Source organism: Aeromonas salmonicida (genome assembly GCF_028355655.1).
Classification (GTDB): Bacteria; Pseudomonadota; Gammaproteobacteria; order Enterobacterales; family Aeromonadaceae; genus Aeromonas; species Aeromonas salmonicida.
This window is the reverse complement of the sequence record NZ_CP110645.1, coordinates 1,378,682-1,404,151: the sequence shown is the minus strand read 5'-3', so window position 1 is coordinate 1,404,151 and position 25,470 is coordinate 1,378,682. Positions and strand designations below refer to the sequence as shown.

Genomic DNA, 25,470 nt, shown 5'->3' with positions numbered 1-25,470 from the left:
GTACCTAAACGATGGCCTGGACGAAGGAACCTGCCGATCCTATGAGCTTGCGCCACGAATTTCAAAGAGTTTGCACATTCGTTGCAAAAGGTTTGCGACCCAGGCGGCGAAAGGCACCGGGGGTCTGACCAGTCAGCTGGCGAAAGCGGTTCGCAAAGTTGGCGCCATCGCTGTAACCGACCCGGCTGGCCAGCTCGGCAAGGGGCCAGTTGGTGTAGAGCAACAACTGGCGCGCCTTGTTCATTCGCAATCGGGTAAGCCAGGCCATGGGCCCCATGCCGAACACCTGCTGGCAGAGGCGATGTAGATGGGGCACAGAGCAGGCCATCTGGCCAGCGAGCAAGGCCACGCTCCAGGGCTCGTCAAGGCGCGCCTCCACCCGGCGAAACAGCGCCTGCAACCTCAGCTCGGGGGTGCCGCGTACCTCCCCTTGCAGAGTGCGTTCCAACAGCGCCAACAACAGGCTAAGCAACTGGGGTTGCAGGGGTGAACGGACTCCCTCTCCCTGCATCAGACTGAGCAGATGGTAGAGCTGCTCCCCCTCATCCCCTTGCCAGATACGGTGACCAAGCCGATGCAGGTGCTGCCAGCGCGGCACGTCATCGAGCAAAATCCAGCTGATCTGCCAGCGCTCCCCAATCAGCTTGAGGCCACCGGGCACGGCGGCGGGCAGGAAAATCAGCGAGCCGGCCGGAATGGCTTGCTCCCCCGCGTCGGTGAGCAGGGCGCCTCCCTCGTCGTGGCTCACCATCAGGATGTGGAACTCGGGCCGGTTGCGGCGAATGAGGTAGTGATCCCTGAGCCGGGAGAGACCGCTGAGGAAGATCCCCGCCTCACCGAGCAGGGGCAGCCCTTCGCGCCCCAGCATCCGCTCCTCGCAACCGGGGGCAATTTCCAGACACTCGCTGATAAATGCCATAACGCCTCAACAAGATAGTTTTGCACAAGAAAGCCGAGAGATGCTCACAGTGAACCCTCTCTCACCAGCCCCTATCATACCCATGACAAACCTTGCTTTTCACATACCCGGTTAACATAAATGAATTATTGGCAAGCGATTTTAAAACAAACCACCGATCGCGACTTCATGGCCCGACTGTGGCGACTGGCCCTGCCAGTGTCACTGCAGTCCATGATGTTCTCCCTGCTGGGTCTCATCGACATCATGATGGTGAGCCAGCTTGGCACCACGGCAGTGGCGGCGGTCGGCTTGGGTAACCGGGTCTTCTTCTTCAATCTGCTGGTGATAGCGGGGCTCTCGGGGGGAGTCTCTGTATTGGCAGCCCAATATTACGGTCGCGGCGAGCTGGCCGGGGTGCGCCGCTCCCTGGCGCTGGCGCTGGTCGGTGCCCTGCTTGTGAGCCTGCCGTTTGCGCTCATCTATGTACTCGCGCCGGGCAGCGTACTGGGCTTTGCCAGCCAGGACCCCGAGCTGCGCCTGCTGGCCGATGAGTTCCTGATGATCACAGGCGCCACCATACTCTGCACCGCCATCGTAGTGCCGCTGGAGGCGGCCCTGCGATCCGTGGGCAACGCCGCCGCCCCGACCCGGATCGGCATCATCGCCATCATTGCCAACGTCATCCTCAACTATGCCCTCATCTTCGGCCATTTTGGCTTCGAGGCCATGGGCGTGGCAGGCTCTGCCTGGGGCACCACGATTTCACGCCTGCTGCAGACAGCACTGCTGATCTTCTATCTGGTGCGCCAGGAGCCCCGCCTGATCCCGCGTAAAACCGACTGGCGGGCCGCCTTTCGGCGCAAGGAGGTGGTGCGCTTCACCCTGATCGCCCTGCCACTGCTGTTCCACGACGGGCTCTGGGCCTTCGGCATGCTGATCTACGGCTTTCTCTATGCTCATCTTGGCACGGATTCGCTCGCCATCATGACCACGCTGGGGACGCTGGAGAGCATCCTCATCTCCCTCTTCTTCGGGCTGGCGGTGGCCTGCTCCACCCTTCTCGGCCACCGACTCGGGGCGGAAGAGTACGAAGCCGCCTGGCAGCACTCCCAGCTGTTCCTGCTGCTGGCTCCCATAGGCGCTCTGTTGGTGGGGATAGCTGTCTGGCTGCTGCAGACCAATCTGCTGCAATGGGTCGGCAACCTGCCGGGCACCCTGATGGGAGAAGCGAGTCAGGTGCTCGCCGTCATGTGTCTGGGCATGCTGCTCAAGGTGTTCAACATGGTGGGCATCATAGGCGTGCTGCGCTCAGGCGGCGATGTGAACTACAGCATCTTCATCGACATCATCGCCATGTGGTGCATCGGCCTGCCGCTGGCCTGGGTGGCTGTCAGCCTGCTCGGCTGGCCCCTCTCCTGGGTGGTGGCCGTGGTGCTGCTGGAGGAGCTGTGCAAGGTATTGCTGGTACTGCGCAGGATCCGCCAGCGTCACTGGCTCAGAAATCTGGTGCTGGGGTAAAGCGGGAAGGGGCAAAACACGGGGTCATATCAATGACAGAAAAACCCTGTTTGCAGTATGCTTTCCACCTCTTCAATCAGAGACAGGGCGCCACTGTGTGAAGTGGTGCAATGCCCTGTCCAGTAGTCGTTTAAGGAGACGAGCATGCAACCACAAAAAGAGCTGATCACCGAGACTGCCCTGCTGGAGATGGCCAACGGCATCATCAAGAGCCACGAAGACTTCATCCACGGCATGCGCGCCGATTCGGTGGAACAGAAAGGGGATATTCTGGTGTTCAAGGGGGAATTCTTCCTGGCCGAAGATGGCACTCCAACCGGCAAGACAATGGCGGTGTTCAACATGTTCAAGCTGCTTGCCCAGCAGCTCTCTGGCAAATATCAGCTGAGCTGAGATAACCAGGCTGCCAGCAAGATGCCGCCCTCAGGCGGCATCTGTCTTTGCGGGCGGATTCAGACCAGGCTCACCCGCCAGCTCCCCGACCACGCAGTTGCGCCCCGCCATCTTGGCCATGTAGAGGCATTCGTCAGCCCGATTGAGCAGATCTTCGACGCTCTCGCCGCGCTGGGCCAGGGTCAGACCGATACTCACCGTTACCTCCAGCAGCTCATCCGAGGTGGGGCTCTTCACCAGTCGCGCCTCTACTGCCACCCGCAGCCGCTCCGCCACCCGCTTCGCCTGGGCCAGCTCGCCGCAACGGGGCAACAGGATGGCAAACTCCTCGCCACCATAGCGGCCCAGCACCATGCCGGGCTCCAGCTGTTCTGCCAGGGTCGCCGCCACCTCTTTCAGCACCGCATCCCCCGCCAGATGGCCAAAGGTGTCATTGATGCGCTTGAACCTGTCCAGATCCAGCAGCATGACGGCGAAGGGGGAGTGCTTGTGATCCATGGTCACCCTGGCCTTGTCGAGCTGCTTCATCAGCAGGCGGCGGTTCATCATGCCGGTCAGTTCGTCCGTGGTGGACTCCCGGTAGAGCTGCAGCAGCATGTTGAGCTGGCCACACTGCACCCAGGCGCTGGTCATGGCAAACAACCCCAGCAACCAGACCTGATTGAGGGTCTGCATGCTCCACAGCGGCTGCCCCACCAGCAGCCAGTTCCCCACCAGGGTGGTCACCATAATGCCTCCTGTCAGCTGCAAACTGAGGGAGAGCGGAATGGGGAAGATGGCAAACAGGCTGATGAGCAGATAGGGAAACGCCATGTAGCCCGCTTGCAGCTCCTGATCCGCGCCAAAGCTGTGCAGGCAGATAAGGGCAAACAGCAGCATCACCGTCATCAGATATCCCAGCGCCCACTTCATGCGCTCGCGCTGGAAATGGATGAGATAGGAGAAGGGAATGAGCGGAGAGAGGGCCAGCAGGCAGAAAATCCGGGCCTGAAGCAGCGTATCAAACTGGGCGGCAGGCAGGGTCAACCAGTCCACCAATGCCCAGGCGGGCAGCCCCACCATCAGTAAACAGGTGAGCAGACGCAGACGCACCGTCATAAAGCCCATGCGGGTCAGGGTAAAATCTTCGGAGTGGGCACGGGCACTCCAGAACTCCGACAGCTTCAGCATCCAGAGCCTCCAAGTCACGAGAGAGGGCTCATTCTACGCCGTGAAAGTACAAAATCCTATGGAACAGACGCCATTTCAGGGCGAGCGCCATCACACAAACCGGCGGATCATAAACGCCACGCGCAAACGTTTCAACCCATGGAAAAATAAACCGGTTTCAGCCCGAATTAGCGCTGGTCAGTCTGATTTCAATCACTAAAATAGCGCCCAATTTTCTCCCCCCTCCCCCCACACATTCGAGGTATTTATGGAACAGGCTGCCGCCGCGCGCGCAACCCGAGAGGCCCATCCCCCCAGACGTGCCCACAGCGAACTGGTCTATGGCATAGACGATGTCCCGCCCCTGCCCCAGACCCTGTTCGCCGCCCTGCAGCATATGCTCGCCATGTTTGTCGCCATCATTACCCCGCCCCTGATTATCGCCAATGCCCTCGGCCTCCCTGCCGCCGACACCCGTTATATCGTCTCCATGTCGCTGGTCATGTCCGGCATCGCCTCCTTCATCCAGACCCGCCGCTTCGGCCCCATCGGTTCCGGCCTGCTCTCGGTACAGGGCACCAGCTTCAATTTCCTCGGTCCCATCATCGCCTCCGGTCTCGCCCTCAAACAGGCAGCCATGCCCACCGAGGATCTGCTGGGTACCCTGTTCGGCACCATGCTGGTGGCCGCCCTCACCATGGTGGTGATGAGCCGCTTCCTCCATCTGGTCAAGCAGGTGATCACCCCGTTGGTGACCGGCATAGTAGTGCTGCTGATCGGCCTGACCCTGATCAAGGTGGGACTCATCAGCATGGGTGGCGGTTACGCCGCTCTCTCTGACGGCAGCTTCGCCAGCCACAGCAACCTCTTTCTCTCCCTGCTGGTGCTGGGTCTCATCGTGCTGCTGCAGCGCAGCCGCAACCCCTGGCTGCGCCTCTCCGCCATCATGATCGCCATGCTGGTGGGCTATGCGGCAGCACTGATGCTGGGCAAGGTCACGGCCCCCACCTTCGACGGTCCCCTGGTGATGGTGCCCATCCCCCTGCACTACGGCCTCGGCTTTGACTGGCAGCTGTTTGTGCCGCTGGCCATCATCTTCGTGGTAACGGCGCTTGAAGCCATCGGTGACATGACGGCCACCTCGGATATCTCGGGGGAACCGCTGGAAGGGCCCGTCTACATGGCGCGGATCAAGGGGGGCGTGCTGGCCGATGGCGCCAACTCCATGCTGGCGGCGGTCTTCTCCACCTTCCCCATGTCCACCTTTGCCCAGAACAACGGCGTCATCCAGCTGACCGGGGTGGCCAGTCGCCATGTCGGCCTCTTCATCGCCGCCATGCTTGCCTTGCTCGGCCTGTTCCCGGCGGTCGCCAGTCTGGTGCAGCAGATCCCGGAACCCGTGCTGGGCGGAGCCACCATCGTCATGTTCGGCACCATAGCCGCAGCCGGGGTGCGCATCATCTCCCGTGAGGAGCTGGACAGGCGCGCCCTCATGATACTGGCGGTGTCGCTGGCCATGGGACTGGGTGTGGCTCAGGTGCCGGAAGTGCTGCAACATCTGCCGGAGCTGGCCAAAAGCGTGCTCTCCTATGGCGTTGCCACCGGTGGCCTCACCGCCATCATCATGAACCTGCTGCTGCCCAAACGCGGCATCGCTCATCCATGAGTGGCCTCTCGCTGATAACGCTGCACATTGCCTAACCCAGGTAGATGATCCAGGCCCCGCACTGCGGGGCTTTACCTTGCCGGTTCCCGCAGGTAGTGTGCTGGGCAGCCTTTTTCCAAGGATGCCGTCATGCCCTATGCCCTGCTTCCTCCTCACGCTGATGCCCACACTCCCGACCTGATTTTGGCGCAAGAGCAACGCTGGCTGCGCGACTGTGCCCGTGACGGCCAAGCCCGAGCCCACCTCTGGCAAGCCCCCCAATGCCTGATTGTCACCCGCAAGGACACGCGACTCCCCTGCTATCAGGCGGCCTGCGAGCAGCTCGCCGGCGAAGGCTGGCCCGTCCATGTGCGCGACAGCGGTGGCACCGCCGTGCCCCACGGTGCAGGCATCCTCAACCTGTCACTGCTGCTGCCCCGCACCACCACGGATCTTGGCCACTACTACCGGCTGCTGGGCGCCCCTCTGTTGACCCTGCTGGCCGACTATGGCCTGAGTGGCGGCTACGACTTCGTGCCCGGTTCCTTTTGCGATGGCCAGTACAATCTGGTGATCGGGGGTCGCAAGATCACCGGCACGGCCCAGCGCTGGCTGGCACCGGGCCAGGATTACAACGGCGCCGTGCTGGCGCAAGCCATGCTGCTGGTGGCAGGAGATGTGGATGAGGGCACCCGGATGGCGAGTCGTTTCTACGAGCTGGCGGGCGGGGAGCTGCGTTTTGCACCCGGCACCTCCACCACCTTGGCGCAGCAGATCGGTTGGCAGGGCAGTCCCGAGGATCTGGTGATGCAGGTTCGGCGGCGACTGCAGGCACTGCTGACCGGCTTCTAGGCTCCCCCCAAACTCATTGCGATGACACCAACAAAAAAGCCACGACCCGGGTCGTGGCTTTTTCATTTTCGCGTAGTGCAGAGGCCGGGTCAGGCGGTCTGCGGCTCGGGCTCGGACTCCGTGTCGCGATCCCGGCTGAAGTAGGCGCGAGTTTCGGCGATCACCACATGACGCAGGCCGATGAGACCGATGAGGTTGGGCACCGCCATCAGGCCGTTGACGATATCGGCCAAGAGCCAAATCATGTCCAGATGGAGGAAGGCGCCGCTCGCCACCAGCACCAGATAGATGAGGCGGTAGGGCTTGATCGCCTTGACCCCGAACAGGTACTCGGTGCAGCGCTCGCCGTAGTAGTTCCAGCCGAGGATGGTGGTGAAGGCGAAGAACAACAGGCCAATGCTCACCAGATACTGGCCGATATGGGCATCCAAGCCTTGCGCAAAGGCGGCACTGGTCATGGCGGCACCGCTGAGATCGCCGCCCCACACCCCTGTCACCACCAGGGTCAGACCTGTCATGGTGCAGATGATGATGGTGTCGATGAAGGTGCCCGTCATGGAGACCAGCCCCTGCTCCACGCAGGAATCCGTCTTGGCCGCCGCTGCCGCTATGGGGGCCGAGCCCAGGCCTGATTCATTGGAGAAGACTCCCCGCGCCACACCGGACTGGATCGCCAGCATGATGCTGGCGCCGACAAAGCCGCCAGTGGCCGCGTGACCGGTAAAGGCGCTGCTTATCACCAGACCAATCGCCTCGGGCAGGGCGCCGGCGTTGTTCACCAGCACACCGGCACAGGCGAGGATGTAGAAGATGGCCATGAAGGGCACCACCTTGCTCGACACGCTGGAGATGGACTGGATCCCCCCCAGTGTCACCAGCGCCACTATCAGGGTCAGCACCACGGCGGTCGCTTCACGGGGCACCGAGAAGGAGAGGCTCATGGCGTCAGAGATGGCGTTGACCTGGGGGAAAGTACCGATACCGAAGAAGGCGACGCCAATGCCGAACAGGGCAAACAGCTTGGCCAGCGGCTTGGAACCGAGCCCCTTTTCCAGGTAGTACATGGGGCCACCGGCCATCTGGCCGTTGGCATCCTGCTGGCGATATTTGACTGCCAGCAGACACTCGGCGTACTTGGTCGCCATGCCGAACAGGGCCGCCATCCACATCCAGAACAGGGCACCCGGGCCGCCGAGCTTGATGGCGGTAGCGACGCCGACTATGTTGCCTGTGCCAATGGTGGCGGAGAGTGCGGTACAGAGAGCGCCGAAGCTGGAGACGTCCCCCTGCTTGCCTTGGCCCTGATCGCGACCAAAAACCAGCCGCAAGGCGAGTGGCAAACGCACCACCTGAAGCAGACCCAGACGCAGGGTGAGATAGACACCGGTCCCGACCAGCAGGATCAGCAGGGGCGGACCCCAGATAAAATTATCGATGGCGGTTAACGCCGATTGAATTGATGACATGCATCCTCCTTAAAAAACAAAGATTAAGGAGGAGAAGGATGATCTTCCCAAATAGTCGCGATCACCAGAGGGTGATCGGATGCGGGCCAAGCCCAGGTACAACCATCCCATCCCCTCTGTCCTTTTGCCTGAGAGTTTCCGGCGCCAGCCTGCCCTTGCGGGTAGTCATGGTGCCTTGCTCCTTCGGCGCCCGATTCAACGGGTCTCTCCAGAGTATCGTCCAGTAGCAGTCCACACCGGTTGCCCGGTACCTGAAAGATTCACTTCTTCGGTGGATGGTCCCCCATCGCTCTCCTGCTACCTTCATCCGAACTAGTTTGGATTAGGAAGCGGGCATGTTAATCCAAAAAATGTGAGCTGTCTCGCACTCGGCCATCCTGGCCCCGGCTTTTTTTCCGTTCAGTCCATCGTCGGGATAAATGTTACTTGTTCGTTAACTATCAATAGCTTAACGAGCATTATGCTGGATCAACCCGATCAACATTATTGACCGGCTCGCGTATCAAGATGATCTTTCGTCTCGACCAGAAAAACTTTCCAACATATCCAATCAAAATGCTTGCACAGAAACGCAATAAGCCGATAATCCCGCGCATAACTAAGCACTTTGCAATGGAGTTATGCACTGTGTTTGGTCGGTCCTTCCGGACCACTCGCCTGAGCCGGCCGCTGCCGTCTCAACAAACCAAGGCTAGGGCAAATCTGCCCCCTAAGGATGATCAAAAGAGAATGAACGAGACCCTGGTAGCACAAGATTACCGTCAACTGGTTGAACAATTCGGCTCTCCCCTGCTGCTGCTCGACAAGGCAGCCGTCCGCAAACAGTATCGGGCCCTGGTAGCCGCCCTGCCCGATGTGCGATTGCACTATGCACTCAAGCCACTGCCCCATGAGGCTGTGGTCTCTGTATTGAAGGAAGAGGGGGCCTGTTTCGATCTCGCCACCAATGGCGAAGTGGATCTGGTGCGCAGCCAAGGGGTTCGCCCGGGACGCTGTATTCATACCCACCCCATCAAGCGCGACAGCGATATCCGCTATGCGCTGGAGTACGGCTGCACAGTGTTTGTCTATGACAATCCGCTGGAGCTGGAGAAGTTCATTCCCTACAAGGACGAAGTGAAGCTGCTGCTGCGGGTCAGCTTCCCGAACCCCGAGACCAAGGTCGACCTTTCCAAAAAGTTCGGCTGCACCCCGGAGCAGGCGCTGCCGCTGCTGCAACTGGCCCACGCCAAGGGGATCAAGGTGATGGGGCTGTCGTTCCACGTCGGCTCCCAGGTGCCCCACGCCCGTCGCCATGTGCAGGCCATCGATGCCTGTCGCGAGATCATGGAGCAGGCCTGGGATCTGGGGCTCAAACCCTGGGTGCTGGATATCGGCGGTGGTTTCCCGGTGGATTATGATGGCGGTGAGTTCGACATCGACGGCTTCTGCGCCCCGATCCGCGAGGCGCTTGCCAAGCTGCCCGCCACTGTGCAGAAGATTGCCGAGCCGGGCCGCTTCATCAGCGCGCCAGCCATGACTTCTGTCTCCAGCGTGATGGGCAAGGCCCACCGCGGCGACAAGATCTGGTACTACCTGGATGACGGCCTGTATGGCAGCTACAACGGCCAGCTCTATGATCACGTCACCTATCCGGTCTCGACCCCCTATGCCCGTGGCGAGCAGCACAACTCTGTGCTCTCCGGCCCCACCTGTGACAGCGTGGACGTGATCCGCGAGGGGATCATGCTGCCGGATCTGGCGATCGGCGAACTGGTGGTGGGCCGGGTCATGGGTGCCTACACCTGGGCCTCGGCCTCGACCTTCAACTTCTTCCCCAAGGCGAGCATCCTGATCCTGGACAGCGCGCAGCAAGGTCAGAAGCTGGTGGCGGTTGCCTGAAAATAAACGCTGACGCGGGCTGAGCCTGCCCAGAGACAAAAACAAGAGGGGGAAGCCGATGCTTCCCCCTCTCTCATTGCGCTTTATCCAGACTGGCTAGATAAATTGGCTGGTCAGCAACCAGCCGGTGTAAGCCACAAAGATGGCGAGCAGTATGCCCCCTTCCAGTCGGCTGATCCGGCCCTGTCCCTTGCGGCCCAGACACATCACCAGCAACAGCAGGGTCAGCCCCATCATGATGCTCCAGTCACGGCTGAGCACCTCGGGCGCCACATCCAGCGGCGCTATGCCTGCGGCTATGCCGACCACGGCCAGGGTATTGAACAGGTTGGAGCCGAGCACGTTGCCGAGCGCCAGATCGTGCTCATTCTTTCTAATGGCGATAAGAGAAGAAGCCAGCTCCGGCAAGGAGGTGCCCACCGCCACTATGGTCAGGCCAATCACCAGATCGCTGATGCCAAGGGCCTGGGCAATGGTAACGGCGCCCCATACCAGCAGGCGGGAGGCGCCAATCAGCAGTACCAGCCCGACGATGAGCCAGATAATGGCGCTTTTGAGGGACATGCCTTCACTGCTGATGCTCTCTTCGGTATCCACATCGAGCGCATCTCCCTTGCCATGCATGCCAGCCCAGATGGACCAGCCCATCAGCACCAGAAACACAGCGCCGAGGATCAGGGCATCCGTGCTGTCGAGCCGACCATCGATCAGCAGGGCGCCGGAGAGCAGCGTAATGCCGAGCAGGATCGGGATCTCCTTGCGCACCACCTGGGAAGCCACCGCAATAGGACTGATAAGGGCGGTCAAACCCAGGATCAGCGCAATATTGGTGATGTTGGAGCCGTAGGCGTTGCCAAGGGCCAAACCGGGATTGCCTTGAGAAGCCGCCAGCGCCGAGACCACCATCTCGGGAGCCGAGGTGCCAAAACCTATGATCACCATACCGATAAGCAGCGGCGGCATGCCGGCATAACGGGCGGTCGCGGCAGCACCGTCCACAAACTTGTCTGCACTCCAGACCAGCAGCGCCAGTCCGGCAATCAGGGCAACAACAGCCAGAGTCATAATGTTTCTATCTCATCAGATGAAAAAACAGGAGTCAGGTATTGAGCCTGACCCCTTCCAAGTTGGGCACAGTGTAACGGTCCGACTTGCCTTTTCAAGGGGAAATCAAACGCTGCTTGATGATTTCAAAGTGCCGCCAGCAGACTGCTGGCGTCGGAGACCTCGAACTTGCCGGGCGCTTCTACAAACAGCCGTGTGACCACACCATCCACCGCGATCAGCGCAAAGCGCTGGGCCCGCAAGCCGCCGAAGGCGCCAGTGTCCTTGGCAAGGCCCAAGGCTTGCGTCCAGCAGCCGTCGCCGTCCGCCAGCATGGTGATGGCGTCGGCGTTCTGGGCCACCTGCCACGCCTTCATCACAAAGGCATCGTTCACCGACAGGCAATAGATGGCATCCACCCCTTTGGCCTTGAACTGGTCGGCCAATACCACGTAACCGGGCAGGTGGGCATTGGAACAGGTGGGGGTAAAAGCGCCGGGTACCGCAAACAGTACCACCGTCTTGCCGGCAAACAGGGCCTGGCTATCCTGCACCTGCTTGCCCTCGGCGGTGATAAAGGTAAATTCGCCCGCAGGCAGGTTCTGGCCAATGGCAATCATGATATCTCGTCCGTGATGAAGATAAGGAACCACAGTCTACCCCAGCCAGTGAGCCGGCAACACACCCCCATCTGCATCGCCATTTGAACTAACCTTGAGCAGGATCAGCCGACCAAGGAGGCCTCATGCAGCACTATTACGACGGACTGGAAATTCGCCCCTCCCCCTTGCGAGAGCAACAACAACTGGAGCAGCTCAATCACCTGCTCACCCATGTCGGCCAGTATTGCGCCGGTTACTCCAGCGCCTATCGCCAGCGCCGTTTGCAGGAGTTGGGCGAGCTGGCCACACTGCCCCTGCTCGACGCCACCGACCTGTTTGCCGCCCAGCAGGCCCATCCGCCCTTCGCCGGCCTCACGGGTCGGCCGGCCAGTCAGGCGCTGCGGGTCTTCGCCTGTCCGGGCCAGCTGGCCATTCCCGAATATGCGGGCGCGGACTGGTGGGGCGCGGCACGGGCCCTGTTTGCCGCCGGTTTCAAGGCGGGGGAAGTGCTGCTCAACGGCCACGATTACCATATCAGCCCCACCGCCTTCATCTTCGACAACGGCGCTCGCCAGCTGGGGGCACCCGTGGTGCCTTGTGGCCCCCACGATACCCGCCGTCAATTGGAGGCCCTGCAACGCTACGAGCCGACAGGCTTTGTCGGGCCACTGGCGGCGCTGCTGGATCTGCTGGAAGCGGCGGAGCTGGCCGAGATCCCGAGCGACAGCCTGCGCTCCGCCCTTTTGTGCGAAACCTCCCACCCCGACACGGCGCCACTGCAGGCGGTCCACGGTATCCGGGCACTCAACTGCCTGGTGTTGCAGGATCTGGGAGTGCTCGCCTACGAGAGTCAGCCCGGTCAGGGCTTTATCGTCAACGAAAGCTGCATCGTCGAGATCATCGATCTCGCCACCTCGGAGCCGGTCATCGGCGATGCGGTCGGTCAGCTGGTGGTGACCCGGCTCGACCTGGAATATCCCCTGTTGCGGCTGGTCACCGAATGGCAGGGTCACTGGCTGGCGGGGGCCAGTCCGTGCGGGCGCACCAATCGGCGCCTCAGGCTGGTGTAACCAATGCAAAAAATGCAAACGGGCAGCCATCTGGCTGCCCGTCTTGTCTCCGGCGAGGAGAATATCTGAAGAAGAGGCTTACCGCCTCGCCTGCCAGGTGGCGATGGCAAGCAGGGAATCCGGGGTAAACTCGGTGGCGCGGGCGGCGATCTCGGCCTGGCTCATCCAGTGCACCTCGCTCACCTCTTCAACCTGCAAGCGCAGCAGCCCCTGATAATGACAGCTGTAGAGGCCACCCCAGACCCGGTAGCCCTCCCCCTCTGCATAGAAGGTACCAAACCCCTGCAGGGGCACATCTTCGATGCCCAGCTCTTCGGCCAGCTCGCGGCGGGCAGAGGGCTCCATCTGTTCGCCCGTGGTCACCACACCACCGGCGCAGGCATCCAGCATGCCGGGGCAGAAATCCTTGCTGAGGGTGCGCCGCTGCACCAGGATCCGATCCGTCTGGTCGAGCACCAGAATATAACTGGCGCGATGGCACAGGTTCTCCCGCCGCACCCTGGCCCGTTCGGCCACCCCGATCACCCGGTTATCCGCATCAACCACATCCACCCATTCCACGCGCAGGCCCTTTCGCTCATGTCGTTCAATTGCCCGCAGTATATCGGGGCAAGGAGGGGTCAGGGCAGCACTTTTTCACCTCATGGGTACAGACACGCTCCCCGGATACCCGCCGTCATACGGATTCATACAAACCTTTATTAAATGTCACATTAGTGTCACCCATGGACGGCATAGTGTGCCCTGTCCAAGCAACAGGTGTTTTGTGATGAAGGTGTTCAAGAACTTGTCTCCCCGCCAGATTGCCCGCTACATCAAGAGCTTCCATCGCGGCAGCTTCATGGTGGAGGCACTGGGGCGATTCGAATTCAGCGGCGGAGAGATCAATCTGCAGAGCCTGACCTGCCGTCAGACCCTGAGTCTGGCCCGGCAGATCAATCTGGAGGTTCGCGGCCTGCGTCACACCAGCCTGCTGTTGGGGTAACTTCCATAGTCCTTTCTGTTTGTAGTCTGCTTCCATACACGTTTTTGCCCGCCGGCTAGTCGCCGCGCGGGCCATTTTCTATGTCGGTGACCACACCGTTGCGCACTGTCACGAAACGCATGAAGGCATTCTTGCCAAAGTTGTAGGTCCAGCGCTCACCGTATGTGACCTGTACCAGATTGCCAAACTGGTTCACCTCGTTGCGGGTCAAGGTTTCACGCAGCATGGGCTCGCCACACTTGAGCAGCATCTCGGCTGTGCTGTCCCCCTCTGTGATGAGGGCGTTCTTGCAACGCATGGCATCGGCACTGGCCGGTATGCTCAGTAACAGCAGGGCCAGGGCGGCCCCCAGATCCAGAGGTCGTTTCATTGGCTATTCCATTTAAACAGGGCACTGCCCAGGGTGAGACAAGAGAGGGTAAACAGTACAACCAAGCCCAGCGGTGCAGCCACCTCGGCCCAGCCAGCCCCTTCCAGCATGACGGCACGGGCCGCCGTGATGATCTGGCTGAGCGGTAGCCAGGCCGCCAGCTGTTGCAGCCAGACCGGCGCCCCTTCCAGCGAGAACCAGACCCCGGAGAGAAACATCATGGGCATGCTGATGACGTTGAGCAGGCCGCTTGCCAGCTCTTCGTTCTGAATGCGGGCGGCGATGAGCAGACCCAGTGACGCCATGGCGGCCCCGCCCACCAGGGCGATAAGAAGCAGCAACCAGCCAGAGCCGAGCAGGGGCACACCAAGCAGGCCGTAGGCCACCAGAAACACCAGCAGGCTCACCACCAGGGTAATCAGGATCCGCGACAGCAACTGGGCACAGAGAAACTCGGCGGCGGAGAGCGGCGTTGCCCTCAATCGCTTGAGCACACCGTTCTTGCGGTAACGGACTATGACGAAGCCGACCCCGAACAGGCCGGAAAACATCAGGTTCATGCCGATCACTCCGGGCAACAGCCAGTCACCATAACGGATCGCCTGACCGCTCAGAGTCTCTTTCACCAGTGGCTGAAAAATCGCCTGGCGCAGCAGGTATTCGGCCAGCGCCCCCTGGGCGGCATCCGGGTTGACCCAGTAGCGACCCGAACCGGGCGAGAGCAGCAGATCCAGCTGATGGTGGCGTACCTTGAGTCGCCCCTTTTGCTCATCGTCATAGGGAATGAGTTTGAGCAGCGGAATGGCGTTCAGGGGCGCATAGGCAGCAGGCAAGTCCCCCACTACCCCCATCTGCACCAGCGGCTTGGGCGGGCCGGAGAAGATGAGGGAGAAACCTATCACCAGCAACAGCGGGAAGGCCAGATTCCACACCAGGGCCGCCCTGTCCCGCACAAACTCCAGATTGCGGGCATAAAAAAGCGCACCGATCCGTTTTATGGCGCCTTTCATGCTCCGCTCCTTGCACACCAAGCTGACGAGCGGCGCGACCACCGCAAGTCTCGCGGATGGAGGTGGGTGCCAACACGGCGTCTTGTCATGCTGCTCATGCGCCACTCCTCAGGCTATGGCCGGTCAGGTGCAAAAAGAGATCCTCCAGGTTGGGAGAACGTACCTGCATGCCGGTCAGCGGGACTCCAAGGCTGAGCAACTGCGGCAGCAGGAGTGCCACGTCGGGACAGGTCAGCTCCACCTGATCGCCGTGGGGCAGGAGCGGATAGCCCAGGCCGGCGAGGGCCGGGTGATCCGGTAATCGCACCAGCACACCGTCAAAATGCTGGGCCAGCAAGGCCGTGGGGGTATCCAGGCTGAGCAAGTGACCGTGATCGACGATGGCGATGAGATCGCACAACTGCTGCGCTTCATCCATGTAGTGGGTAGTGAGCACCACCGTCTTGCCCTGGGCCTTGATCGCTTCGATGCGCTGCCAGAAGTGGTGGCGGGCCTGGGGATCCAGCCCGGTAGTGGGTTCATCCAGAAACAGCAACTCGGGGTCACCGAGCAGAGCGAGCGCCAGCAGCAGGCGCTGACGCTGACCGCCGGAGAGCTTGCGGCTGTCACGGTCGATGAATTCGCCCAGGGCACACAGCTCGATGAGCCGCTCCTGGGGCAAAGGATGGGGGTAGAGGCTGGCAAACAGGCGCAGGGTATCGCGCACAGTCAGAAAATCCTGCAGCGCAGTATGCTGGAACTGGATGCCGATGCGGGAGCGGTAATCGGGGCCGCGATGGGCGCCATGGAACAGGATCTGGCCGCTATCCGGGGTGAGGACGCCCTCCAGCAACTCTATGGTGGTGGTCTTGCCCGCCCCGTTCGGGCCGAGCAGACCGAAACAGCAACCGGCTGGAATGGCAAAGCTGAGCCCGTCCACCGCCTTGACGCCGGGAAAGTGCTTGATGAGATCGACGACTTCGATGATGGCTGCCATGACTTGTCTCCCAGGAGAAGCCCTGACTATATCCAAATCTTTTGCAAAGGCACATTGTCTATCGACAAGGGCCCGCCAGGCAGGGGAGCCTCAAACAGAAACGGCGACCCTAAGGTCGCCGTTTGCATCAAGCCAGCCGGATCACAGAATGTCCAGCAGCTCCACTTCGAATACCAGGGCAGAGTAGGGCGGGATGGAACCGGCACCACGAGCACCATAGGCCAGATCCTGCGGAATATAGAGCTTCCACTTGGAGCCAACCGGCATCAGTTGCAGGGCTTCAACCCAACCGGCGATGACGCCAGTCACCGGGAATTCAGCCGGCTCGCCACGGGCGACAGAGCTGTCAAACACGCCACCGTGGGTGAAGGTACCGTGGTAGTGCACGCGCACGGACTGACCGGCCACCGGCACGGCGCCATTGCCTTCTACCATGACTTCGTATTGCAGACCCGAGTCGGTCACCTTGACGTCGGCACGCTTGGCGTTGTCAGCCAGGAAGGCTTCGCCATCGGCGGCGGCCGCCTTGGCAACGGCTTCCTGCTCTTCCTGCATGCGTGCAGTGATAACCTGGAAGGCATCATTGATATCGTCACGGCTGACCGCGAACTCCAGACCATTCAGGGCATCTGCCAGACCTTGTTGCAGGGCCGGGATATCCAGACCGGCGAACGCTTGCTGCGCCAGTTGCTCGCCCATGTTGCGGCCGATGCCATAGCTGGCCTTCTGTTCGATAGAGTCGTATTGGGACATTGAGATGTTGCTCCAGATCCAAGTAATAAAGAGGCGGGATAATATCAGACTTTTCGGCCAGGTGCTGCCGCCGGTCGCCCTGATTTCCCCGCCCGTGAGAGCGAGTTCACACCAGTCAGGTGCGAACGCCGCCCATCGGCGGCGATCCTGTCAGGCGCAATGGCGCTGTGAGCCTTTGGACTCAAACCTCACTTTCTGTGACATCAGCGCGATCCAGCAGGGCCCGCACTGCGGCTACCTTGGCACCGTCGGTGATATTGACCCGGCCGTCATCAGAGGTACCCATATTGACTCCATGGGGTACCATACCGCCGCGCCAGCCCATGCCGGACATGTGCACCTCGTTCACACCAGTAAATTCGATGATGGTGCGCACGTTGTCGGCATTGATCCCGGCACCTGGCATCAGGGTGGCCCGGCCTGCCAACGCCTGTTGCATGGCCTGCAAGGTCTCGAGCCCCGCCAGCGCCGTCGGTGCATGACCTGACGTGAGGATCCGCTCACAACCGGCCGCTATGATGACCTCCAGATCGGCACGCCAGTCGGAGCAGAGATCGATGGCGCGATGGAAGGTGACGCCAAGGGGACCGGCTGCCGCGACCAGTTGCCTGAGCTGGGCAGCAGGCACCCGCCCCTCTTCATCCAGCAGCCCCACCACCACACCTTGCAACCCGGCTGCGCGGGCGGCGGCGATATCCTGCAGCATCATCTCGAACTCCCCTTCGCTGAAGCAGAAATCCCCTGCACGGGGACGGATCATGGCATAGACAGGGACGCTGGCGTGGCGGGCGGCCAGCTGCATGAAACCATAGGAGGGGGTCAAACCACCCAGCCCCAGCGCAGAGCAAAGCTCGATGCGATCTGCGCCGGCTTGCTGGGCGGTGAACAGGGATTCCAGGTTGTCGATACAAATTTCAAGACGGGTCATGATGACTCCTTTATTGGAGAGATCAGACAGCACATCTGATCTCATAAATTGAGCAAGGCCGCACCCCGCACCCCACCGGCACCGCCGAAGCGGGCCTGGCGGATCTCGGGCAGAGCGACACCGGGCAGCAGGTGGCCGGGCAGACGCAGCGGCAACTGTTGGTACAGGGCGGGCAGACCGCTCAAGCCGCCCCCCAGCACGACCACCTCGGGATCAACCACAGAGATGGCGGTAGCGAGTCCGGCAGCCATGATCTCGAGCCAGCAGTCGACCGTAGCCACCGCATCAGGCTCATGAGCCTCGAAGCGTTCCACTATCTGGTGGCCGCTGGCACGCTGACCGTGAAAATGGTGGTAGAGCCGCTCCAGCCCGCTGCCGGACGCATAGGTTTCAAAACAGACCAGGCGGCCACAGCCGCAACGGGGACGAGGCAGGTCGGGATACTTCATCAGCATGGTGGCCGGCAAGGGGTAGTGACCTATCTCCCCCGCCAGCCAGTTACGGCCCTGAATGAGTTTGCCGGCCAGATAGACGGCACCACCTATGCCGGTGCCTATGGTGACCCCCAGCGCGCTGTCAGCCCCTGCCGCCGCGCCCTGGTGCACCTCCGACCAGAGAAAGCAGTTGGCATCGTTGTCCACCTTGACCATACAACCCAAACGCTCGGCCAGATCGGCGCCCAGATGGCGACCATTGATGGAGGGCAGGTTCGCCGCCACTATGCTGTGATCGTGCCGATTGAGGATACCGGGAAAGCCGATGCCCACGGAGCCTCTTGCACTGAAGCGGGCGTCAGCCTCGAGTACCCGCTGGCAGATCAGCTGCTGCAACCCCTCGTAATCATTGCCGGGAGTGCTCATGCGCTCCTCATGACAGAGATTCAAGCCGCCGTCATACACAGCGAACGCTATCTTGGTGCCACCGATATCAAAGCCGTAATACATGCTCACACTCCCTTGTCGGCGAGTTGCCTCACCTCAGCCTGTCCAGAGGGGCACATTGTATTAATTCGCAAAAAAAATAAAGTGATCGGGGGCGAAAAACGGGAGCCGGATCAAAGCAAACGGAACATTTGCCGTTGCAGGCAAGCCTGGCCAAGGCTCATCAGGGTGCGCTCCTGGCCATCGAAGGCGAAGCCACGACGCAGGTAAAAACCCTCCCCGACCCGATTGCCATCGAGCAGCCACAATCTGACGCCTTCACAACCGGCGCGCCGCATCTGCATGGCCACCGCCTGCCACAGCCGCTTGCCATAACCCTGGCGCCAATGATCGGGGTGGAGGTAAAACGCCCGGATCCAGGCGGTGGGATATTCACCCTCTTGCGCCAGCTGCCAGTAGAGCAGGCCGATGACCACCTCATCCAGACAGAGCAGCATGGGTCTTGGGCCCGGCTCGGCGAGCCGGCTGCGCCAGATTTGCAGATGTTCGGTCACCGCCAGCTGGGCCAGCATGTCGTTGCCAAGCACCTCACCGTAGGCAGCGAGCCAGCTGGCCCGCTGCATCACCGTCATTGCGGGGGCATCATCAAGCCGCGCCATGCGCAGGCTTATGCCTTGCATTGGGGGACCAGACCGGAGGCGCGCGCCTGCTCATAGAGCGGCCGGGCCTCGGCCTGCTGGGCCTGCAACTCGGCGATCCGGTTTTCGTTGCTGGGGTGGGTGGAGAGCAGTTGCGGCGGCGCCTTGCCACCGGCGGCGGCACTCATGTTCTGCCACAGGGGAACGGCTTCAGCAGGATTGAAACCGCCACGGGCCATCAAGTCCAGGCCCAGCCTGTCCGCTTCGCTCTCCTGCTCGCGGCCATAGGGCAGCATGACGCCCACCTCGACCCCGAGCCCCAGCGCCGTCATGGTGGCACCGCGATATTCGCTGCTGCCCATGGCGATATCCGCCGCCGCCAGACCGAGACCGGTCAGCTGGCTGCGGGAGAGTCGCTCGTTGGAGTGCTGGGCCAGCACGTGGGTCAGCTCGTGACCGATGACGGTAGCGAGCTGATCCTGATTCTTGGCGACCTTGAGCAGGCCGCTATAGACCCCTATCTTGCCACCGGGCAGGGCGAAGGCGTTGACCTGCTTGGAGTCAAACACCACCACCTCCCAACTGGTGATGCCATAGCTGGCGGGCACCTGGGCGGTGACCGCCTTGGCAACACAGGAGACATAGGCATTGAGCTTGGCATCCTTGCTCACCTTCTCCTGCTTTTTCATCTGCTCGAAGGAGTCGGCACCCAGCTTGCTCATCTGCTGGGGCGAAAACAGCAGCATCTGGCTACGACCGGTAGGAGACTGGGCACAACTGGCTAGCAGGGTAGAACAGAGCGCCGCCAGGCCGAGCTTGAACAGGGGAGATGTCATGGAGGTGTCCTTCACCATAAAGATGCCCTATTTTCGGAAATGCAGGCGTCCGGCGCAAGTCGACAAATTGCCCGGTTCGGCGAAAGCAGTCACATCCCCTTATTACCGGCTTGCTTAAAAAGAAAACGGGCCCCGCTGGGGCCCGTCTTTGAGAGGAAACCGGTTTACATTATGCCCAGTTTCTTCAGGTCGGCTTCGACCACTTTGGCCGGGACAGGCACGTAACCATCTTTGGCGACTATGCTTTGACCCGCCTTGGAGAGCATCATCTTCACGAACTCCTGCTCCATCGGGGCCAGCGGCTTGTTCGGGTGCTTGTTCACGTAAACGTACAGGAAGCGCGACAGCGGATACTTGCCGGTGATGGCGTTATCAGCGGTGGCTTCGATGAAGGTCTTGCCATCTTTGGACAGCGGTACGGCGCGCACACCCGAGGTGACATAACCGATACCGGAGTAACCTATGCCGTTCAGGGAAGCAGAGACGGACTGCACCACGGAAGCGGAACCGGGCTGCTCGTTCACGCCGCTCTTGAAGTCGCCATCACACAGGGCGTGCTCCTTGAAGTAACCGTAAGTACCGGAGACTGAGTTGCGACCGAACAGTTGCAGATCCTTGGAAGACCAGTTGCCATCCAGACCCAGATCAGACCACTTGGTGGCAGCCTTGGCTTCGCCGCACTTGAGGGTGTTGGAGAAGACGGCATCCACTTGTTGCATGGTCAGCCCCTTGATGGGGTTGTCCTTGTTGACGAACACGGCCAGGGCATCGACCGCGACGCGGATGGCAGTGGGCTTGTAACCGTAACGCTTCTCGAACGCCTCTTCCTCACCGGACTTCATGCCGCGGCTCATAGGGCCGAACTGGGCAACACCTTCGGTCAGTGCAGTCGGTGCGGTTGAGGAACCGGCGGCCTGGATCTGCACGTTGACGTTGGGATACATGCGCTTAAATTCTTCGGCCCACAAGGTCATCATGTTGGCCAGGGTGTCAGAGCCGACAGAGGACAGGTTGCCCGAGATGCCGCTGGTCGGAGTGTAATCCGGCAGGTCTTTATCCACACCGGCAGCCAGAGCGCTGACAGAAAACAGGGTTGCTGCGGTAAATCCGATTACACCAGCCAGTTTGTTGAGTTTCATCCAATCTCTCCAAAGTTACAGAAGGTCCGTTCTTAAGACGGCGCCAGTATCTGACCTGGCAGTGACAAATTTATGGATTTAATGTGACACTTTAATGACATGACAAGGGTTTTGACCAAATGAAGAGAGGGCAGCTTCCGCTGCCCTCTCTTTTGCTAACTTATTGCCGGTAAAGACTATTTAACCACGACCATACGGGCTGGAATGAGAAAGCTGAAACGGCTGCCAGCACCGACCCGACTCTCGATATCGAGCTGACAGTCGTGATGGCTCAAGGCGTGCTTGACGATGGCGAGCCCAAGCCCGGAGCCGCCGGTATGCCGTGAGCGAGCCTTGTCGACCCGATAGAAACGTTCGGTCAGCCGCGCCAGATGCTCGGGAGCAATCCCCTCTCCTTCATCCTCCACCACAAACAGCGCCATGGCGCCCTGCTTGCGCCATGCCACGCTGATCTTGCGCCCCGCCGGTGTGTAGTGAATGGCGTTGTAGACCAGGTTGGAGACGGCGCTGCGCAGCTGATCATTATCCCCTCGCACGAAAAGGTTCGGTTGCACCAGAAATTCAATCTGGTGTGCCCGCTCCCCCGACAGCGCCCGCGCCTCCTGCTCCAGCAATCCCAGCATCGCGGGCATGTCCACCAGATGGGAGAGATCCACTGTCGGAGCCGCCTCGATACGGGACAAGGTAAGCAGCTGATTCACCAGATTATCCATCCGGATGGTCTGTTCCATCATCACCTTGTGCGCCTTGGCCCACATGGCGGGCGGCGGCGGCTCTTCGGTCATCTCCAGATAGCCCTTGAGCACGGTGAGCGGGGTACGCAGTTCGTGGGAGACGTTGGAAACGAAATGCTTGCGGGTCTTCTCCAGGCTGCGCAGCCGGGTGACATCCCGCACCACCAGCATGGCCTGATCCTCGGCGTAGGGCATGATGCGAAACTCGAGAAACTTCTCCTCATTGATGGGTGAGTTCATCTCGAACGGTTCGTCATACTGACCCTTGCCCAGATAGGCACCGAAGGCCGGATTGCGAATGAGGTTGCCTATGTGCTGACCGGCATCTTCCGGCCAGCGAAAACCAAGCAGTTGCTCCGCCAGTCGATTGCACCAGAGGATACTGCCATCGGTGCGAAACACGACTGCGGCATCGGGCAGGGCCTCGGCACCCTCCCGAAAGCGGCGGATAAGACCCGCCAGCTCGCGGCGACGGGCCCGGTGACGCTGCTGCAACTTGTAGATGCCGTTGAAAATATACTCCCAGCTGCCGCTGCCGTTGGGGGGAACCAGGCTGCGATCGTGCCACAGCCAGTCCGACAGCCGCTTCAGGAAGCGATAGTGCCAGCCCAGATGCAGCACAGTAGCTGCCAGCAGGCAAAGGGCGAGGGTATTCGTCAACCAGCCGACCAGAACGAAAGGCGCATAGAAGAACGCCATCCGCCACAACTGTCGCCGCCAGGCATAAGGTTGCAACATAACTTCCTCTACAGACGGGTTGAGAAGCGATAGCCTGCGCCGCGCACCGTCTGAATCAATCGATCGTGACCCGTCTCTTCAATGGCCTTGCGCAAGCGACGAATATGCACATCTACGGTTCTGTCCTCGACATACACATTGGTACCCCAGACATTGTTGAGCAACTGCTCGCGGCTGTACACCCGCTCGGGGTGAGTCATGAAGAAGTGCAGCAACTTGAACTCGGTCGGTCCCATGTCCAGCGCCCTCTCTTCGGCACTGACTCTATGGGAAACCGGATCCAGCTTGAGCCCCTGCACCTCGATCACCTCGTCCACCGAGGTGGGGGAGACGCGGCGCATCACGGCGTGCAGGCGGGCGGTCAACTCCTTGGGGGAGAAGGGCTTGGTGATGTAGTCATCGGCGCCGGCCTCCAGGCCGCGTACCTTGTCCTCTTCCTCACCACGGGCGGTCAGCATCACCACAGGGATCTGGCGGGTCACCTCATCCTGCTTGAGTTGCTTGATGAACTGAATGCCACTGCCACCGGGCATCATCCAGTCCAGCACTATGAGTTCGGGGTAGGGTTCACACACCTTCGCCAGTCCATCGGCGTAATCTTCCGCCTCGATTGTTTCGTATCCCTTTTGCTCAAGCACGAAGCAGAGCATTTCGCGGATCGGTGCTTCGTCCTCGACCACCAGAATTCGCTTAGCCATATCCCTTCTCTCTCCTGTGTGAAGATGGGTGCGCCAATTATTAGAATTTTCTGTGACACTTTTATGACTTTATGACAGGCGGGATGATAAACGTTTTCAGATTCAGTTGGCAGCAGTGAGTTGCAGCAGGTCCCAGCGGTTGCCACTGATATCCTCGAACACCACCACCATGCCGTATGGCTCGCTACGTGGCTGTTCACAAAAATGAACACCGTAGTCCAGCATGCGCTGGTAATCGGTCCAGAAATCATCGGTTTCGAGGAACAGAAATACCCGGCCACCGCCCTGTTGACCGATGGAGGCCTGCTGCTCGGGCGTGGCGGCGCGAGCCAGCAAGAGCGCCGAGCCGGGCGCGCCGGCAGGCGCAACCCGCACCCAGCGCTTGCCCGGTTTACCCGGTTCATCGAGGGGAGTGTCTTCCAGCAATGTAAAACCCAACCCCAGGGTAAAGAAGGCGATGGCCTCGTCATAGTCGGCCACCAGCAGGGCCAAAGCGCCAATGTGTTGTGCCATGGGGAATAACCTCAACAGATGAATGAAGGGGACCAACGCCCCGGCTGGCGCGCATCATAGCGGCTTGGCGTCTTGGGCTCCAGCAGCAATGCCCCGCTCGAAGGAGCAGCCCTTCCCCGGCCGCCAGACCTGCGTTCTATTCCACCTCCTATTCCACCTCGACCCGGTTGCGACCCCGCTTTTTGGCCTGATAGAGCGCCTCGTCGGCCCGCTTGAGAACCTGCTCCAGGGGATCCCCGCGCCGCTCCGCCACCCCGAACGAGGCCGTGATGGACAGCGCCAATGGCCAGTGCGGATAAGCCACCAGGGCGGCTCGCAGCCGCTCCGCCAGCGCCTTGGCACGGGCTTGTTCGTAGTGCAGGCAGACCAGCACGAACTCCTCCCCGCCCCAGCGCACCAGCCGGCACAAGCTATCGCAGTGGCGCAGGACTTCGCTCACCATGTGCTTGAGCACCTCGTCCCCAACCGGGTGACCATGGCCATCGTTGACGAGCTTGAAGTGATCTATGTCGATGTAGATGAAAGAGAGGGGCATATCGCCGAGCTCGGCCAGCAGCTTGTTGCCACCGAACCGGTTGAGGGCGCCGGTCAGGGGATCGTACCTGGCCTCCTCCTCGGTGCGCCGGGTCTGCTCGCAGAGGCTCTGGCTGCGCGCCTCCGCCGCCTGTCTGGCCTCACGGGCCTTGCGCAATCGATCCCGCATCAACAGGTGCTGCACCATGAACAGCAGCAGGCCGTAAACCAGCCAGCTCAGCAGCAGGGGACGATAGAAGGCTCCCGGTTGCACCCAGCGACCATAGAACTCCATCCGCTCCAGCACCAGCCGGTAGTGGCCTGGCTGCATGCCGATGCCGGAGGCGATTTCCACTGCGTAGACATGGCGCAGGTCTTCCCCCTGCTGGGCCAGCGGAATGCGGTACTGCTGGATCCACCAAGTGGCTGGCGTGAAGACCCGCAGCGGCACGTCCTGCAGCCGCCCGTAATCATCGGGACGAAAGATCACCTCGTTGAACTTGTGGGAGGTGGCATCACCCGCCCGAGAGTAAATCGGGTGGTAGTTGCGCAGATAGAGGCGCCAAAACTGGGGCTCTGGCCCCTCGACCTGCAGCTGGATGCGCGCCCCCTCGAAGCGGGAGAGATCAATGCCCTGCTCCGGCAGACTCAGCGTCAGGATCAGTTCACAGAAGGGGTACTCATAACCTTCGCGCAACTGGCAGTCGATGGCTGGCTTGTCCGTCGGCGCAGGATAACCGCTTTGCTGGCCGGCGGCCGACAGCAAGGTAGTGACAGAGGCGCCATCATGGATCCTGTCATCCTGCACCGCCACCGACAGGCGGGCATTGGCCAGCATGTCGAGCCGCCGATCCGGCCCGAATTCAAACAGCAGGATCGCCAGCAGGCTCAATCCCAGCAATACCCAAAACAGCACATTGGCCAGACGAGAATAGGAAAAGGTCATATAGGCTCCACCCGACTAGGTGCTCTGAATCCATACCCCGAGATCCGCACGCCCGGATCCCGTGGTTATTACACGCGCCAACACCGGCGCCATACCGTATTTCTTCAGCCGGGTACCGGCAGACAGACCCGGACCGACCCCGGGATCAGGCGCAGCCGTACTGCACCAGGCGGGAGGCACCAGGTTGGCGCCCCGGGAAATCACGCACTTGCCAATCAGATTGTGAATCTCAGGATAGAACACTCCATGCCATGAAAAATAAAGAGAAATCAATAAAAAGGGCCCTGATGG

26 protein-coding genes and 1 riboswitch are annotated in these 25,470 nt (G+C 60.9%); of the genes, 7 read left to right on the top strand and 19 right to left on the bottom strand.

Translation table 11 applies throughout. The annotated features are described in order from the left end of the window. Positions 1-61 precede the first annotated feature (61 nt). On the bottom strand, positions 62-919 hold the full coding sequence (locus ONZ54_RS06900; protein WP_192896040.1) for a helix-turn-helix transcriptional regulator: 858 nt from the start codon (positions 917-919) through the stop codon (positions 62-64). Positions 920-1,039: 120 nt separating this feature from the next. On the opposite strand from ONZ54_RS06900, the gene ONZ54_RS06895 reads away from it, so the two are divergent. Together ONZ54_RS06895 and ONZ54_RS06890 are read left to right on the top strand one after the other, a co-directional pair. Beyond that, on the top strand, positions 1,040-2,419 hold the full coding sequence (locus ONZ54_RS06895; RefSeq protein ID WP_271787774.1) for an MATE family efflux transporter: 1,380 nt from the start codon (positions 1,040-1,042) through the stop codon (positions 2,417-2,419). A 144-nt stretch (positions 2,420-2,563) separates the two neighbouring features. After that, complete coding sequence (locus tag ONZ54_RS06890; protein ID WP_005316818.1) at positions 2,564-2,812, top strand: YciN family protein; 249 nt, start codon at positions 2,564-2,566, stop codon at positions 2,810-2,812. Between the two features lie 30 nt (positions 2,813-2,842). On the opposite strand, the gene ONZ54_RS06885 is transcribed toward ONZ54_RS06890, so the two are convergent. After that, positions 2,843-3,982, bottom strand: coding sequence for a GGDEF domain-containing protein (locus tag ONZ54_RS06885; protein ID WP_125607639.1), 1,140 nt, complete (start codon positions 3,980-3,982; stop codon positions 2,843-2,845). A 247-nt stretch (positions 3,983-4,229) separates the two neighbouring features. Here ONZ54_RS06885 and ONZ54_RS06880 point away from each other — a divergent pair, with 247 nt between their 5' ends. Next, positions 4,230-5,627, top strand: a complete 1,398-nt coding sequence (locus ONZ54_RS06880) for a nucleobase:cation symporter-2 family protein (protein ID WP_059167883.1) — start codon at positions 4,230-4,232, stop codon at positions 5,625-5,627. Between the two features lie 129 nt (positions 5,628-5,756). Next, complete coding sequence (locus tag ONZ54_RS06875) at positions 5,757-6,458, top strand: lipoyl protein ligase domain-containing protein (RefSeq protein ID WP_271787773.1); 702 nt, start codon at positions 5,757-5,759, stop codon at positions 6,456-6,458. 89 nt (positions 6,459-6,547) lie between these two features. On the opposite strand, the gene ONZ54_RS06870 is transcribed toward ONZ54_RS06875, so the two are convergent. Further along, a complete protein-coding gene (locus tag ONZ54_RS06870; protein WP_005316826.1) occupies positions 6,548-7,924 on the bottom strand; it encodes an alanine/glycine:cation symporter family protein in 1,377 nt (458 codons plus the stop codon). Positions 7,925-8,030: 106 nt separating this feature from the next. Beyond that, positions 8,031-8,146: riboswitch (glycine riboswitch) on the bottom strand. A 507-nt stretch (positions 8,147-8,653) separates the two neighbouring features. Here ONZ54_RS06870 and ONZ54_RS06865 point away from each other — a divergent pair. Next, positions 8,654-9,805 (top strand): type III PLP-dependent enzyme, encoded by a 1,152-nt coding sequence (locus tag ONZ54_RS06865; RefSeq protein ID WP_271787772.1) that lies wholly within the window; start codon positions 8,654-8,656, stop codon positions 9,803-9,805. A 96-nt stretch (positions 9,806-9,901) separates the two neighbouring features. On the opposite strand, the gene ONZ54_RS06860 is transcribed toward ONZ54_RS06865, so the two are convergent. Together ONZ54_RS06860 and ONZ54_RS06855 are read right to left on the bottom strand one after the other, a co-directional pair. Then, complete coding sequence (locus tag ONZ54_RS06860; RefSeq protein WP_005316832.1) at positions 9,902-10,870, bottom strand: calcium/sodium antiporter; 969 nt, start codon at positions 10,868-10,870, stop codon at positions 9,902-9,904. Positions 10,871-10,995: 125 nt separating this feature from the next. Continuing rightward, the gene (locus tag ONZ54_RS06855) at positions 10,996-11,469 is read right to left on the bottom strand and encodes a peroxiredoxin (protein ID WP_271787771.1); all 474 of its coding nucleotides are present in this window, start codon (positions 11,467-11,469) and stop codon (positions 10,996-10,998) included. Between the two features lie 125 nt (positions 11,470-11,594). Between ONZ54_RS06855 and ONZ54_RS06850 the strand changes: the two genes are divergently transcribed. Then, on the top strand, positions 11,595-12,521 hold the full coding sequence (locus ONZ54_RS06850; protein ID WP_271787770.1) for a phenylacetate--CoA ligase family protein: 927 nt from the start codon (positions 11,595-11,597) through the stop codon (positions 12,519-12,521). Positions 12,522-12,599: 78 nt separating this feature from the next. On the opposite strand, the gene yfcD is transcribed toward ONZ54_RS06850, so the two are convergent. Further along, the gene (yfcD, locus tag ONZ54_RS06845) at positions 12,600-13,082 is read right to left on the bottom strand and encodes an NUDIX hydrolase YfcD (protein ID WP_271787769.1); all 483 of its coding nucleotides are present in this window, start codon (positions 13,080-13,082) and stop codon (positions 12,600-12,602) included. Positions 13,083-13,290: 208 nt separating this feature from the next. Here yfcD and ONZ54_RS06840 point away from each other — a divergent pair, with 208 nt between their 5' ends. Then, on the top strand, positions 13,291-13,506 hold the full coding sequence (locus ONZ54_RS06840) for a DUF1107 domain-containing protein (protein ID WP_021138793.1): 216 nt from the start codon (positions 13,291-13,293) through the stop codon (positions 13,504-13,506). Positions 13,507-13,561: 55 nt separating this feature from the next. Here the strand turns inward: ONZ54_RS06840 and ONZ54_RS06835 are convergent, their stop codons facing one another. From ONZ54_RS06835 to ONZ54_RS06775, 13 genes are all read right to left on the bottom strand, one after another. Continuing rightward, the gene (locus ONZ54_RS06835; protein WP_005316840.1) at positions 13,562-13,876 is read right to left on the bottom strand and encodes a DUF2845 domain-containing protein; all 315 of its coding nucleotides are present in this window, start codon (positions 13,874-13,876) and stop codon (positions 13,562-13,564) included. Further along, the gene (locus tag ONZ54_RS06830) at positions 13,873-14,886 is read right to left on the bottom strand and encodes an ABC transporter permease (protein ID WP_271787768.1); all 1,014 of its coding nucleotides are present in this window, start codon (positions 14,884-14,886) and stop codon (positions 13,873-13,875) included. Before ONZ54_RS06830 ends, ONZ54_RS06835 begins: the two co-directional genes overlap by 4 nt. A 94-nt stretch (positions 14,887-14,980) precedes the next feature. Beyond that, entirely contained in the window at positions 14,981-15,862 is an 882-nt protein-coding gene (locus tag ONZ54_RS06825) for an ABC transporter ATP-binding protein (RefSeq protein ID WP_271787767.1), read from the bottom strand. 141 nt (positions 15,863-16,003) lie between these two features. Further along, the gene (locus ONZ54_RS06820; protein ID WP_005316846.1) at positions 16,004-16,615 is read right to left on the bottom strand and encodes an FKBP-type peptidyl-prolyl cis-trans isomerase; all 612 of its coding nucleotides are present in this window, start codon (positions 16,613-16,615) and stop codon (positions 16,004-16,006) included. Positions 16,616-16,796: 181 nt separating this feature from the next. Further along, a complete protein-coding gene (locus ONZ54_RS06815; RefSeq protein ID WP_021138789.1) occupies positions 16,797-17,543 on the bottom strand; it encodes a copper homeostasis protein CutC in 747 nt (248 codons plus the stop codon). A 41-nt stretch (positions 17,544-17,584) separates the two neighbouring features. Further along, positions 17,585-18,487 (bottom strand): ROK family protein, encoded by a 903-nt coding sequence (locus ONZ54_RS06810; RefSeq protein ID WP_271787766.1) that lies wholly within the window; start codon positions 18,485-18,487, stop codon positions 17,585-17,587. A gap of 110 nt (positions 18,488-18,597) precedes the next feature. Beyond that, the gene (locus ONZ54_RS06805) at positions 18,598-19,104 is read right to left on the bottom strand and encodes a GNAT family N-acetyltransferase (RefSeq protein WP_087755177.1); all 507 of its coding nucleotides are present in this window, start codon (positions 19,102-19,104) and stop codon (positions 18,598-18,600) included. Next, the gene (locus ONZ54_RS06800; protein ID WP_271787765.1) at positions 19,092-19,898 is read right to left on the bottom strand and encodes a M48 family metallopeptidase; all 807 of its coding nucleotides are present in this window, start codon (positions 19,896-19,898) and stop codon (positions 19,092-19,094) included. Before ONZ54_RS06800 ends, ONZ54_RS06805 begins: the two co-directional genes overlap by 13 nt. A 164-nt stretch (positions 19,899-20,062) precedes the next feature. Next, complete coding sequence (locus ONZ54_RS06795; protein WP_271787764.1) at positions 20,063-21,037, bottom strand: PstS family phosphate ABC transporter substrate-binding protein; 975 nt, start codon at positions 21,035-21,037, stop codon at positions 20,063-20,065. A gap of 176 nt (positions 21,038-21,213) precedes the next feature. Continuing rightward, positions 21,214-22,509 carry a phosphate regulon sensor histidine kinase PhoR gene (phoR, locus tag ONZ54_RS06790; protein WP_271787763.1) on the bottom strand — a complete coding sequence of 432 codons (1,296 nt, stop codon included), beginning with the start codon at positions 22,507-22,509 and terminating at the stop codon, positions 21,214-21,216. 8 nt (positions 22,510-22,517) lie between these two features. After that, the gene (gene phoB, locus ONZ54_RS06785) at positions 22,518-23,207 is read right to left on the bottom strand and encodes a phosphate regulon transcriptional regulator PhoB (RefSeq protein WP_005316860.1); all 690 of its coding nucleotides are present in this window, start codon (positions 23,205-23,207) and stop codon (positions 22,518-22,520) included. Positions 23,208-23,309: 102 nt separating this feature from the next. Further along, the gene (locus ONZ54_RS06780; RefSeq protein WP_271787762.1) at positions 23,310-23,720 is read right to left on the bottom strand and encodes a VOC family protein; all 411 of its coding nucleotides are present in this window, start codon (positions 23,718-23,720) and stop codon (positions 23,310-23,312) included. A gap of 148 nt (positions 23,721-23,868) precedes the next feature. Next, a complete protein-coding gene (locus ONZ54_RS06775) occupies positions 23,869-25,179 on the bottom strand; it encodes a GGDEF domain-containing protein (protein WP_271787761.1) in 1,311 nt (436 codons plus the stop codon). Between the last annotated feature and the right edge of the window lie 291 nt (positions 25,180-25,470).